Below are 12,900 nucleotides of genomic sequence, written 5' to 3' on the forward strand. Positions count from 1 at the left end.
GGACGGGATCCGCAGAGCGACCGAAAAACACGCGTTCGAAACCGGGGGGCGCCTCGTTGAGCCCGACGACACCGCCACGACCTCGAAGGAGCCACATTGACGACGACCGGCTCGGGCGGCGACACGCTGCCGGACACGAAAGCCGAAGACACCAGGATCTCGAACGCGGAACGCGAGCTGTACGGCGGCCGACTCCGCTACGACCACTCCTTCGTACGCCACGAAGGCCCGCTGACCCGGCTGTCGTTCGGGCACATGGCCACCGCCCTGCCCCGCATGATGGGCATGGTCCTGCGCACCGGATGGCAGACGGACCCGCGGGCACTGGCCGGAGTCGTGGCGGCCCAGCTCGGCCAGGGGGTGACGTCGGCATGGGGGCTCGTCGCGGTCAACAGCGTCCTCACCGAGTTGTTCGCCGACGGCCCGACCCCGAACAAACTGCGTGACGCCCTGCCGTCGCTGGTCCTGCTGGGCGCGACCGCGGTGACGGCGGCGCTGCTGTCGGCGTGGTCGACGGCGATGTCGGGCCGGCTGGAGCCGCAGGTGGAGCGGGCGGTGTCCGGCCGGTACTACGCGGCCGTCACCCGCGTCGAGGTGGAGGCGACCGAGCGGCCCGAGGTCCAACGCATCCTGGAGGCAGGGAAGTTCGGCACCGATTCCGCACGGAACATGCTGCGGCTCTCGGTGGGCGTGGGCAACGTGCTCATCGGGATGGCCGCGGCCGCGGTCGTGCTGGCCTCGCTGCACTGGGCGCTGCTGCCGATGCTGCTGGCGATCGCACTTCCCAAGGGGTGGGGTGCCGTCCGCTCCGCACGCCGCGACTACATCTCGCGGCTGAACTGGGTCGATCACCGGCGGGCGATCGCCTCTCTGCTGGCCTATCTGACCCGTCCGCACGCGGCCGGGGAGATCCGCGTGCACGCGGCCGGCACCAAACTGCTGGCCGGCTATGAGGAGATGTCCCGGTTGACCGAGGCCGAGCAGCGCCGGCTGGCCCGCGCCCAGGCCTCCACCGATCTGGTCGCCGGCGTCTTCGCCGGTCTGGCGTCGCTCGCCTGCTACGGGCTGCTGTGGTGGCTGCTGTCGAGCGGTGGGCTGCCGCTCGCCGTGGGCGGGACCGCGGTCATCGCCATCCGCACCTCGACCGCGCGCCTGACCTCCCTCGTCCAGCAGGTCAACAGGCTCTACGAGGAACTGCTGTTCCTCACCGACACCGAGACCGCCGTCGACGTGGCGGGCCGACACGCCATCCCGGCGGCGGGCACCGCGCTGCCTGCCGCCGTGGACCGGGTGCGCGTACAGGGCGTGTCGTTCACCTACCCCGGGGCCGATGTTCCCGCACTGAAGCACGTCAGCCTCACGGTCCGCCGGGGCGAGGTGACCGCGCTGGTGGGCGCGAACGGCTCCGGGAAGACGACCCTGACCAAGGTGCTCGCCGGGCTGCTGCTGCCCGCCGAGGGAGACGTGTGGTGGGAGGACGGGAACGGCGCCCGGGTCGAACTGCGCGAGGCGGACCGTGCCGGTGTCTTCGCCGCGGTGGGCCTGCTCGCCCAGGACTTCCCGCGCTGGGAGATGACCGCCGCCGCGAACGTGGCAATCGGCGCCGGTGACCGCCCCCGGGACATGGACCGGGTCCGGACGGCCGCGCAGGACGCGAACGTGCTCACCCTCGTCGAAGGCCTGCCCCACGGCTGGGACTCGATCGTGTTCAAGGGCTACGAGCGGGGTGTCCAGCTCTCCGGCGGGCAGTGGCAGAAGCTGGGCACCGCGCGCAGCCTGTACCGCGGCGCGCCGTTCCTGTTCGTCGACGAGCCGACCTCCGCGCTCGACCCGCACGCGGAGATCGCCGCGTTCGAAGGACTGTGGTCCCTCGCCGAGCAGGGCCACGCGGTCGTGCTCGTGACCCATCGCCTGGCCGCCACGGCGAAGGCCGACCGGATCTACGTCCTGGCTGAGGGGCGCGTCGCCGAAGAGGGCACACACGACGAACTCATGGCGCGGCAGAAAGGGGTGTACCAGGGCATGTACACCGCCCAGGCCGCCCAGTTCGGCCTCTCCACCCCGGCGGACACCCCGCTGCCGACCGCCCGGCGCTCCGGAGGTGCCTCGTGAGTGGAGTGCAACGGCACACCGAGCCGCTGGATGTCCATCTGATCCTGCGCGGGGACACCCTCGACGGTCCGGAGGTCCTGCTGTCGCGGCGGGCGGGGCAGGTGTACGCCGCCGGGCCGTGGCATCTGCCCTCCGGGCATCTGGACGGCCCGCACGAGGATGTCGTCGCCGCTCTGGTGCGGTAGGCCCGGGAGGAGACCGGCGTCGTCATCGACCCGGCGGACGTGCGCGCCGCCGTCGTCGTGCACCACCGCGGCCCCGGCGGGCACTCCCGGACCACCTGCCGACCGGCGCTCGGAGTTCCACATCCACGCCCACGGGCCGACCGGGCCGGATCTGGCCGAACGGTTCAGACCGGCGTCGGTCTCGTCCCACAGGAATCACCAAAGATGACCGAGACGATTGACGCGCACATGCCCGATCCCTACTTTCTGAACGGTTGACCGAACCATGTTCGATATACCGACCATCGCCGTTGCCCTCAAGGGCCCCACACACCCCCTGGAGCACGCATGGCCACCTCCCGCCGTCGGTTTCTCGGCCTCGCGGCCGCCACTCCCCTGGCCGTGACCGGCGCGCTGAGTCTCGGCGCCGGGACCGCACGAGCAGCCGACTCGGCCTACGTGATGTGTTACTTCACCGAGTCGACAAGTCTCGGCGACGGCACGGACTACGGCCTCCATCTGGCCGTCAGCCAGGACGGGCTGGAATGGACGCCGCTGAACCAGAACAACCCCGTCGTCACCCCCACAGAGGGCGACCTCGGGCTGCGCGACCCCTTCATCCTGCGCAGGCAGGACGGCACGTTCGTCGTTCTCGCCACCGACCTCAAGGGCACCGACTGGACGTACGTCAGCCAGTACATCCACGTATGGTTCTCGACCGACCTGTGCACCTTCACCGGCTACCACCGGCTGAAACTGCACGACATGAACACCCACGCCTGGGCGCCGGAGGCGTTCTGGGACGCGAGCCGGGGCACGTACGCGGTGATCTACTCGGCCGTCGACGACTCCGGCCACAACGTCATCATGGTGAACCACACCACCGACTTCCTGACCGCCTCCGAGCCGCAGATCTTCTTCGACCCGGGCTACGACGTGATCGACGGCGACATGACGGTGGGCGTGGGCGGCGTCAACTACCTGTACTTCAAGAAGAACCAGACGCTGGTGGGCGCGCGCTCCACGTCGCTCGACCCGGGAAGTTTCACGGAGTTCAGCACGGCTGTCTCGCACGGTGGCACCGAGGCCCCGGAGCTGGTCAAGTCCCTGACGTCCACGACCTGGTACCTCTACGGAGACACCTACACGCCCAACGGCGTCTTCTACGTCTGGCAGTCCGGTGATCTGTCGACGGGCACCTGGACCGCGCTGGACCAGAAGACCTACACCCAGCCGGTCAACTCCAAGCACTGCGGCATCCGCGCGATCACATCGGCCGAGTACAGCGAACTCCTGGCGCACTGGGGAACTCCGAGCAGCAACCGCCTCAAGTCGTACAATCATCCGGCCCGTTACCTCCGCCATGCCGACTTCGTCGGCCGCATCGACGAGTACCCGATCGACCCGTATCTCGACTCGGAATGGAAACTGGTCCCCGGCCTCGCGGACTCGGCGGGCGTCTTTTTCCAGTCGGTCAACTACCCGACGCGCCGCCTCCGCCACTACGACTACGAGCTCCGACTGGACGCCGACGACGGCACGTCCACGTTCGCCGGGGACGCGACCTTCTACCGCACACCGGGCCTGGCGGACTCGGGCTGGGCATCGTTCCGGTCGTACAACTTCCCGACCCGCTACATCCGCCATTCCGACTACGTACTGCGCATCGACCCGATCTCCACGGCCACGGACCGGCAGGACGCGACCTTCCGAGTCGGGTACTGATGGCGGAGGGCAAGGCCCTTACAGCCTGACCGCGCCCGGGCCCAAGGCCGGTTCCACCTCCGAGCCGGCAACCTCGTGCCCGCAGGAACAGCGCAGCTCGACATGGACGGGGCCGCCGCAGCCGGAATGCCGCAGCACCACGGGCGCGCCGCCCGCACCGTCGCCGAGATGGGCGTCGCCGTACTGGAGGAGGGCGGCCAGCACCCACTGCAGGTCGTGCGCCTGGGGCGTCAGGTGGTACTCGTGGCGGGAGCGCTGCCCGGCTTCCTGGTAGCTGCGGCGTTCCAGCAAGCCGGCGTCGACCAGTTGCCGAAGGCGTTCGGTCAGGACCCGACGGGAGATCGCGAGATGGTCGGCGATCTCGTCGAAGCGGTGCAGCCCGGCAAAGACCTCGCGCAGGATGAGCAGCGTCCACCGCTCGCCGACCAGGGCCAGGGTCGCGGCGACGCTGCAGTTGCCCAGATCAAGTTCTCCCCACTCCATGACCTCAGAATACGCCAGGGTCGCCATCTGGAACTCAGCCTTGACGCCGCCTGGGTTCCAGATGAAGACTTAGCCTTGACCGATTCGTCGCCGCACCTCCCACTCCCGGCCCCGTCCCCAGCAGGAGGAAACATGTCGCGCAACCAGGCGATCGTGGACGCCTGCCGACGAGCCTATTTCGGATTCGAAGAGAACGATTCATCCGACCTGGTGGCCCTGATGTCACCGGATGTGGTTTTCCATTTCCCCACGTCGCTGCCCTATGGCGGCACATTCCACGGCCGCGAAGGATTTGTCGCCTTCTATCAGGACCTCTTCGACCATTACTACGAGTATTTCAACTACGACGCGCACGCGGTGCTCGACGCCGGGTCACACGTCGTAGTTCCCGTCACGGCCAGGGCGAGGGCGAAGAACGGACGCACCATGGAAAACGAACACTGCCTGCTGTTCACCTGCTCCGACGGGCTGATCACGGAGGCGCGACTGTACGCGGACACCGCCAAGGGCCGTGACGTGATCGAGGGCCTTCGGACCTTCCCGTCGGCGGCTTCCTGACCTCACTACGGAGAACCTCATGCCCGTCTTCAACGCTCACATCCCCGCCGACCGCTTCTCGCCGGACCAGAAGCGCGCCCTCGCCGATGCACTCAACCAGTCCCTGGTGCAGGCACTCGGCATCCCCGAGGGCGACCGCTTCATCGTGATCAGCGAACACGGTGACAGCGAACTGTTCCTGGACCCGACGTTCATGGGTATGCAGCGCAGCAGTGACGCGATGATCATCACGGTGCTTCTCGGGGCTCATCGTCCCCTGGAGGACAAGAAGGCCGTGAGCGCTGCCATCAACAAGCTGGTGGTCGAGGCACTCGGCATCTCGCCCGACGACATCTTCATCGCGCTGATTCCGGTCCCGAACGAGAACTTCTCCTTCGGCAGGGGCGAACTCCAGCTCGCCGAAGGCGCCCCCCGCTGGTGAACGGCACAGCGGTCAGCCTCCCTTGCGCGCCCTTCGGCGAGCGCCCAGCAGCACCCGTAGCGTCGGCACCGGCGACGGCCTCGCCGAGCCGCGCAGCAGCTTGGCACCACGCGTCAGCGCGGCATCAGCGGTCAGCAGCTCGACCTCGATCAGCGCGCCCATCAGCGGACGGTAGGGGGCCGGCGCCAGGGCGGGCAGTTCCCTGGCCGCCTGCAAGGTCGTGCGCGCCTGCCCGACCTCATGAGCCACCAGCTCCCGTACGCCCGGTACTTCGCGCCCCGCGGCCATGTCCTCCGGCTTGACGGAGAAGTGTTCCAGCGTCTTCGCCGGGATACCCAGCCGTCCCTCCCGCAGGTCCTCGGCGATGTCGTTGACGAAGTCCAGCCGCTGGCTGCCGTCGATGAACGTCCGGCACGCCGCCCGATACGACCCGTCGCCGGCCTCCGGCCCCACCAGCGCGCCGACCAGCATGAACGCGGGCAGTGAATAGGCATCGACATAGGCCTGGTAGTCCGCCTCGTCGTGGAGTCCGGTGAACTCCAGCTCGGCCGTCGCGGTGGACAGATACTCCTCCACGGGCCTGCGAAGCCGCGGGTGCGCCGCGATGGTGTGAGCCAGCGTGCGGAGCAGCGGATCACCGCTCACTCCGGTGTCCAGCACCTGACGCACCTGCTGTTCCCAAGACGCCCACCTTGCGGCTCGCTGCGTCTTCGTACCGGTGTCCAGAAGGTTGTCCCCGTGGTGCATCACGGCCGTCGCCGCGATCACATGGGGCAGCATCGGCCGTGGCAGCAACAGCTGAACCGCCAGATATGAGGTGCGGCGGAAACGCGACACCAGGCGGCGCTGAGCGTCGTAGTCCCTGCGCAGCGCCGGTTCCCGGATCCCCGCCGCGTCCAGGCTCTCAATCCATGCGTTCATGACTTGATCGTATGCGTGGCGTTGTGAACGCCGTGGCCGTCTCCGGCTCGGCGTAGTGGATCGCGAAAGGGGGCCCGACATTTGCCGGGCCCCCTTCTTCTGGCAGCGGGACGGGATGCGGCCCTTCGGCCTCAGCGACGGAGTGCCGGCGTCACGCCGGGTCGAGCGCCCCCGGCTGCCGCGGGTCTGCCGGCCGGCCCATGACGCGCGGATCGACGGGGCGGCCGACGAAGACCGGGGAGTCCGACTGGTAGAAGATGTCGATGTCGGCCTCCTCGCCGCCGACGATCAGCGTGTCCCAGGCACCGCTCTCCCGCAGGGTCCGCAGGGTCGACGGAGCCAGGGCGGACAGGTGGCTGCGCAGTTCCTCGTCGCCGGGCATTCCGGGGAGGCGGGGAGCGAGGCGCTCGCGGATCGCGCCCATGCGGTCCAGCAGGATGTCCAGATCGGACCGCTCGTCGTCGGGTTCGGCGGCGACCCGGGCCCCCTCCATGCTGTCCGCGATGATGTCCTTGATGGCGCGGGTCATGCCTCGTTCGTCGGTGGTGACCATGGCGTTCCAGGCCCGGCTCTTGTGCCGGTACTGGAGCATGGACATCGCCGCCTCGTGCCGGATGAAGTCGGCGTCGCGCAGCGGACGGCCCTGCCAGACCCGGCTGAGGGAGCGGGCGAGGGAGACTGCCGAGGCGAGGCCGCTGTTGAGGCCGCGGCCGGGCCAGAAGTGGATGGCGTTGGCCGCGTCGCCGAGCAGGAAGCCGTAGGTTCCGGGGGTCGTGGCGGTGGGGCGGGTGAGCTGGGCCGTGAACCGGGGGCGCTGCACCATGTCCAGCCGGAACGAGGTGACGGCGGTGAGATCGTCCTCGGCGACGCCGAACAGCCGCAGGCCCTCCTGGATCCGCTTCCACAGCGGCGAGCTGCGCAGCAGGGCGGGCAGGAACAGGGTCCCATGGGTCGGGCAGACGAACTCGTTGTCCTCCTGGCGGCTCATCAGGCAGGGCCGGGCCGCGACGCACTCCTCGAAGACCTGCCGAACCGGGTCGATGCCGATCACGTTGCCGGCCTCCTCGCGGGTCAGCCTCATGTTGAGGAACCCCTCGCCACGCAGCGAGTTGAGCAGGAACCGGTTCTGCGCCACGGTGAGCAGGACGCTCATGGGGTCCGAGAGCCGGGACTTGACCCGCAGTCCCAGCACCAGGTCCTGAAGGTGCTCCCCGTCGAGGGAGTAGATCGAGGAGTCGGCCGCGCCGAACCTGTCCGCGAAGTGCTCTCGGGTGCGCGACCGGCCGCCCTCACCGATCACCAGGACGTGTTCCTGGGAGAGCCGGTGCTGCTGCTCCGACGGATCGAACCGCTTCGGCACCAGGCGGATCGCGGGCTTGGCGTTGGCCAGCTCCAGCAGCTTGTCCTCGATGTAGGCGATCCTGATGTTGCGGGGCGGGCGGCCGTCCACGGAGTCCGGTCCCAGGGGCCACATCTCGGAGAATCCGCCCGCGTCGAACAGCGCCGACTGCATCTCGTCGGTGAGCGCGAGGTACTGCCGGCTCTGGACGGTGACGACCTGCTGGCGGCGGACGTTGCCCTGGGTCTCGTCCTTCCAGACCACGGTGGAGCCGTTCCTGATCCACCGGCCGTCGTAGACGGTGATGGACGCCCTCCCCGGCAGGGCGTCCTCCAGCAGCAGGGCGAAGGCGAGGCCGACCGGGCCGCCTCCGGTCACCGTGACCCGCAGCTCGCCCGGGTTCGCCGCCGCATCGGAGCGGGGCAGATCGAGCTGGGAGAGGTCCATGACCGTCTCCAGGGCCTCCTGCGTCTCGAACAGGAAGGTCTCGTCGCCGATGCGTATGGAGTCGCCGGGCGCGAGCACATGACGGGTGACGCGCTCCTCGTTGACGAAAGTGCCGTTCTTGCTGCGGTCGTAGAGGACGTACGCGCCTTCCTCCGCCACGATCTCGGTGTGCAGGCGGGAGGCGCTCACGCTGACGATGATGACGTCGTTGTCGCTCTTGCGTCCGAACCGCAACGGGGCGCTGCCCAGAACCACGCTCTGACCGGCGAAGGGACCCGTGCGTCCCACGATGACCGACGACACAGAAACTCCTTGCGAAAGTCTCGGGTGCGGGCAGAGGAACCGCACCCTGCGGTTGATCCGCTACGAAGATGGGAGCGGTACGTCACTCCCACAGAACTCCGGTCCAGCAGGTCTCACTTGACCGGTGATGTCCGAGTCGGCCCGGAAGCGATCCGACTCGTACTGGTTGAAGTATGGCGGATGCGCGGGAACGACTCGGTTGCGCGGCACCGGCCTTGATGCCCGGTTGACTGGTGCTGTGACCGGAAAGGTTTGCCGGAAAGCTCGCGGCGTCCGGTGCTGGGGGTGCCCCCACGCCGTTCAGACAGTGGGGGAGCCTCGCAAGGCGGAGCCTCGCCCGCGTACCGGATGTACTCGGGCGATGCGACGACGCGGCGAGGTGCCGTGCCTGGGGGCACCTCCCAGCCGCCGGGCCCGGGGAGTCGCGAGTCGGCGAACCTTTCCGGTCACAGCACTAGCCGCCCGAGGACGAGTCGCATGTCACCGAGAACGGCACCGCGTTGGACACGGCCTCGAACGGCGAGCGGATCTCCACGGCCATCTTGCTGCGGAGCGTTCCGGTCTGCGCGTACGTCGACAGCCGCACCGTCTCCTGATGGGTGCGGGGGCCGCCGTTCGGGAACGCCAGCGTCCGCCACTGCCGGTCGATCACGGACCCGTTCGCCGAGACCCACCGGTACGAGAACTGGAAGGGCAGTTGGGACACCTTGAAGGTCGCCGTGAACCAGGGAGCCTGTGAGTCCGCCGGGGGGCAGTCTCCGACATACGTGGTCGCGCCCCCCTGCACGGTGACCGAGACGGGCTGCTTATCGGTCTGGTCCGACCCGCTGCCCGCCCCACCGGAGGCGGCGCTCTGCGCCTGCTTCGTGGGCGAGCCGCTGCCCTTGTGGCCCCCACCGTCGCCGCCGCCGAGCGCATAGCCCAGACCGCCGACGAGCAGCGCGAGCACGGCCGCTCCCGCCGCGGTCAGATACCCGACGCGCCGGCTCCGCCGCTCGGGGCCCTGACCGGACGCTTCGGCGCCCTGGGGCGCGAGCGGCGCGGGGACGGCTGTGGGTACGGGTCCTGCTGCCGGCCCGGCCGCCACGGTGGCCGACTCGTCGTTGCCCGAAGCCGAGCCGGCCTCCGGGGTCGGAGCGGCGGGGAAGTCGGGGTGCGCCGGGACCGTGGGGGTGGCGACCGTGGCGGTGGGTACGTCGACCGTCGCTGCGGACATGTCCGCCGCCGGTACGTCGACCGTGGCTGTCGTCCCCGTTTCCGGCGCGGCGGGGGCGGAGGCGGTGAGGTCCGTGGCTTCTTCCGGGGCGGACGATGACGCCGGGACAGTCGCTGGCCCGGCCACGGCTGTGACTGTGGCTGTGACCGGGGCCGTGGCCATGGCCGTGGGTGCGGTCTCCCCGAGCGGGGACTCGGCGGTGGGCAGCTCCTCGGTGGTCGATGCGGGCAGCGGGGCGGCGGACGGCGTGGCCGTGTCGGCGCCGGAGACGGCGTCGGCACCGGCCAGGCGCAGTTCCTGCTCGGCCTGTTCGACCGGCATCCGGTCGTCGGGGTCCTTGCGCATCAGGCCCTCGATGACGGACACAAGGGGCCCGGCCCGGTGCGGCGGGGGCAACTCGTCGTCCACGACAGCGCGCAGAGTGGCCAGCGGGGTGGTCCGGCGGAAGGGCGAACGGCCCTGGACGGCCGTGTAGAGCAGCGCTCCGAGGGACCACAGGTCCGACGCGGGGCCGGGGTTGCGGCCCAGTGCCCGCTCCGGTGCCAGATACTCGGGAGAGCCGACGACCTCGCCGGTCAGCGTCAGCGCGGAGTCCCCCTCCACGGTGGCGATGCCGAAGTCGGTGAGCACCACCCTGCCGTCGTCCGCGAGCAGGACGTTGGCGGGCTTCACATCGCGGTGCAGCACTCCGGCGCCGTGCGCGGCGCGCAGCGCGGCCAGCACCTCGGCACCTATGCGCGCGGCCTCCCGCGGTGCGAGGGCGCCCTCGGAGCCGATCACGTCGGCCAGCGACCGGCCGCGGACGAACTCCATGACGATCCATGGCCGGCCGTCGTCGGTGGCGACGTCGTGGACGGTCACGACACCGGGAGCGCTGATACGCGCCGCCGCCCAGGCCTCCCGCTCCAAGCGGGTGTACATCCGTTCGACCTGCGCCACTGTCAGTCCGACGGGAGGGCGTACCTCCTTGACGGCGACCTCGCGGTGCAGCACCTCGTCGAGGGCCCGCCACACCGTGCCCATACCGCCCTCGCCGAGAACGGCCAGCAAGCGGTACCGACCGGCGACCAGCCGTTCGGCACCCGCGTCCGGCGACGCCGTGTTCTGTTGTGGCATGAGGGCCGTACTCCCTGTCCTGATGCGAACGGCCGAGGAGTGGCGACGCCCCCGTCCGATCCGTGGCCTGCCGGGCCGGGGTCCCTTCGGTTCGGCCACGGCCGGACGTATTCGCCGGTCGTTGCGCCGCCGCGGAACGACCGGCGACGCACCACGCCACCGACCGCAAGGACACAGCCCCTGGACAGTATGATCAAACACCCGAAGTTCGTGAAGTGCGGACCGGGGTAGGGGCTCGACGTGCCACTCCCTCGCGGCAGAAGCCGCAGGTGTCGTCCTGCCAGAGGAAGGGCTCGACCACCAGGTCGCCGGCCTTCGGACCGGACACGTCGGAGCCGACGTCCTCGACCACGCCCAGGAACTCATGGCCCATGTGCCGGCCTTCCGGCGTGGTGGGCATCTGGGCGTACGGCCACAGGTCGCCGCCGCGGACACAGGAACGTACGAAGCCGATGCCCAGCTCCCGGGTCGTCGGCAGGATCTCGGCCTCCGGGTCGCGCGACCGCAGGGAGTACTCCGTCTGCAGCCCGGTGACCGGGTGCACGGCGTGCGCGGCGGATCGTGGCCGGTGCGGCCTCCGACAGGCCGCTGTACCGGATCCTGCCCTCGCCGACCAGTTCGGCCAGTGCGCCGACGGTCTCCTCGATCGGGGTGTCCGGGGCGACGCGGTGCTGGTAGTACAGGTCGATGTGGTCGGTTCCCTGCCGCCTCGGGAGCCGTCGACGGCGATGCGGACGCCGGCCGGGCTGCGGTCGAGGCCGCCCGCGCGCCCCGTGTGCGAGACGAAGCCGGCCTTCGACGCCGGCACGGCCTGGTCGCGGCGGCCCTTGAGCGCCTTGCCGACCAGTTCCTCATTGGTGAAGGGGCGTGTCGATGTGGGTGATGCCCGGATCGATCGCGCGGTGGCTGGCGCGGATGCCCCGTGAAAGGTCGGCCCCGAGGGCCGTATGCCGCATGGTTCATCCACCTGTTTCCTCCGCAAGGCTCAAGGGGACCCCTCGCTCCTCCCACGAATGGCCCAACTTGCCTGTGAGACGGACGAGTTGAGATGCGAGTGATTTGACACCGTCCCGTCGCACCACCAGCCTATGCGCATGACATCCATTTTCAATAGGAGTGGTTAGCCATGCGTGTCGCATTCGTGGGCAAGGGCGGCAGCGGCAAGACGACCTTGTCGGCCCTCTTCGCCCGTCACCTGGCCCGCTCGGGCGCGCCGGTCGTCGCCATCGACGGCGACATCAACCAGCACCTGGCGTACGCCCTCGGTCTCGACGAGGACGAGTTCTTCGCCGCGCCGCCGCTCAGCGCGCGGACCGGGGAGATCAAGGACTATCTACGGGGCACCAACCCGCGGATCCCGTCCCGCGAGGCCATGGTCAAGACGACCCCGCCCGGCCGCGGCTCGCGCCTGCTGCGGCTGCTGGAGGAGGACGAGGTCCACTCCCACCACGTCCAGGTGGTCGGCGGCGTACCGCTCATGGTCACCGGCGCCTTCGACGAGACCGACCTCGGTGTGGCCTGCTACCACTCCAAGCTCGGCGCGGTCGAGCTCTATCTCAACCACCTCGTGGACGGCCCGGACGAATACGTCGTCGTCGACATGACCGCCGGCGCCGACGCCTTCGCCTCCGGCCTGTTCACCCGCTTCGACATCACGTTCCTGGTGGTCGAGCCGACCCGGAAGAGCGTGTCCGTCTACCGCCAGTACCGCGATCACGCGGCCGAGTTCGGCATCCCGGTCGCCGTCGTCGGCAACAAGGTCACCGGCGAGGACGACCTCGCCTTCCTCCGCGCCCACGTCGGCGACGACCTGCTCGCCCACTGCGTGCAGTCGTCGTACGTCCGCGCCCAGGAGCAGGGTCGCGGCCACGGGGAACTGGAGCCGCACAACACCCACACCCTTGAGCAGTTGCGCGCGGCCGTCGACGGCCGCCCCAAGGACTGGGCGGCCTTCCAGCGGCACGCCGTCGAGTTCCATCTGCGCAACGCCACCGCCTGGGCCAACGACGCCACGGGACAGGACCTCGCCGGCCAGGTCGACCCCGACTTCCGGCACGGCCCCGAGGCCCCGGCCGCCGTCGCCTGACCCCGGTCC

10 protein-coding genes and 2 pseudogenes are annotated in these 12,900 nt (G+C 69.8%); 6 read left to right on the forward strand and 6 right to left on the reverse strand.

All coding sequences use genetic code 11. The features are described 5' to 3' along the window. The first annotated feature begins 96 nt into the window (after positions 1-96). The 3 genes and pseudogenes from ACFY2Z_RS04670 to ACFY2Z_RS04680 all read left to right on the forward strand — a co-directional run bounded on the left by ACFY2Z_RS04670 (position 97) and on the right by ACFY2Z_RS04680 (position 4,001). Positions 97-2,112, forward strand: a complete 2,016-nt coding sequence (locus tag ACFY2Z_RS04670) for an ABC transporter ATP-binding protein (RefSeq protein ID WP_390742706.1) — start codon at positions 97-99, stop codon at positions 2,110-2,112. Beyond that, positions 2,109-2,387 (forward strand): annotated as a pseudogene (locus tag ACFY2Z_RS04675) (NUDIX domain-containing protein); the annotation flags it as partial. The gene ACFY2Z_RS04670 and the pseudogene ACFY2Z_RS04675, both read left to right, overlap by 4 nt. Before the next feature lie 237 nt (positions 2,388-2,624). After that, on the forward strand, positions 2,625-4,001 hold the full coding sequence (locus ACFY2Z_RS04680; protein ID WP_390742707.1) for a glycoside hydrolase family 43 protein: 1,377 nt from the start codon (positions 2,625-2,627) through the stop codon (positions 3,999-4,001). Between the two features lie 18 nt (positions 4,002-4,019). Here ACFY2Z_RS04680 and ACFY2Z_RS04685 read toward each other — a convergent pair whose 3' ends face one another. After that, entirely contained in the window at positions 4,020-4,484 is a 465-nt protein-coding gene (locus ACFY2Z_RS04685) for a winged helix-turn-helix transcriptional regulator (RefSeq protein ID WP_390742708.1), read from the reverse strand. 132 nt (positions 4,485-4,616) lie between these two features. On the opposite strand from ACFY2Z_RS04685, the gene ACFY2Z_RS04690 reads away from it, so the two are divergent. Together ACFY2Z_RS04690 and ACFY2Z_RS04695 are read left to right on the forward strand one after the other, a co-directional pair. Next, positions 4,617-5,042, forward strand: coding sequence for a nuclear transport factor 2 family protein (locus tag ACFY2Z_RS04690; RefSeq protein WP_390742709.1), 426 nt, complete (start codon positions 4,617-4,619; stop codon positions 5,040-5,042). Positions 5,043-5,061: 19 nt separating this feature from the next. Further along, positions 5,062-5,463, forward strand: a complete 402-nt coding sequence (locus ACFY2Z_RS04695) for a tautomerase family protein (protein ID WP_390742710.1) — start codon at positions 5,062-5,064, stop codon at positions 5,461-5,463. A 12-nt stretch (positions 5,464-5,475) separates the two neighbouring features. On the opposite strand, the gene ACFY2Z_RS04700 is transcribed toward ACFY2Z_RS04695, so the two are convergent. The 5 genes and pseudogenes from ACFY2Z_RS04700 to ACFY2Z_RS04720 form a co-directional block, all read right to left on the reverse strand. Next, positions 5,476-6,384, reverse strand: coding sequence for a squalene/phytoene synthase family protein (locus ACFY2Z_RS04700; protein WP_390742711.1), 909 nt, complete (start codon positions 6,382-6,384; stop codon positions 5,476-5,478). A 151-nt stretch (positions 6,385-6,535) separates the two neighbouring features. After that, a complete protein-coding gene (locus tag ACFY2Z_RS04705) occupies positions 6,536-8,473 on the reverse strand; it encodes an FHA domain-containing protein (RefSeq protein WP_390742712.1) in 1,938 nt (645 codons plus the stop codon). A gap of 454 nt (positions 8,474-8,927) precedes the next feature. Then, positions 8,928-10,805, reverse strand: coding sequence for a protein kinase (locus tag ACFY2Z_RS04710; RefSeq protein ID WP_390742713.1), 1,878 nt, complete (start codon positions 10,803-10,805; stop codon positions 8,928-8,930). A gap of 193 nt (positions 10,806-10,998) precedes the next feature. Then, on the reverse strand, positions 10,999-11,265 hold the full coding sequence (locus tag ACFY2Z_RS04715) for an alcohol dehydrogenase catalytic domain-containing protein (RefSeq protein WP_390742912.1): 267 nt from the start codon (positions 11,263-11,265) through the stop codon (positions 10,999-11,001). Beyond that, a pseudogene (locus ACFY2Z_RS04720) lies at positions 11,248-11,761 on the reverse strand (aldo/keto reductase); the annotation flags it as partial. The gene ACFY2Z_RS04715 and the pseudogene ACFY2Z_RS04720, both read right to left, overlap by 18 nt. A gap of 170 nt (positions 11,762-11,931) precedes the next feature. Here ACFY2Z_RS04720 and ACFY2Z_RS04725 point away from each other — a divergent pair. Further along, complete coding sequence (locus ACFY2Z_RS04725; protein WP_390742714.1) at positions 11,932-12,891, forward strand: ATP-binding protein; 960 nt, start codon at positions 11,932-11,934, stop codon at positions 12,889-12,891. Positions 12,892-12,900 lie beyond the last annotated feature (9 nt).

This window comes from Streptomyces sp. NPDC001222 (assembly GCF_042896945.1).
Taxonomy (GTDB): Bacteria; Actinomycetota; Actinomycetes; order Streptomycetales; family Streptomycetaceae; genus Streptomyces; species Streptomyces gibsoniae.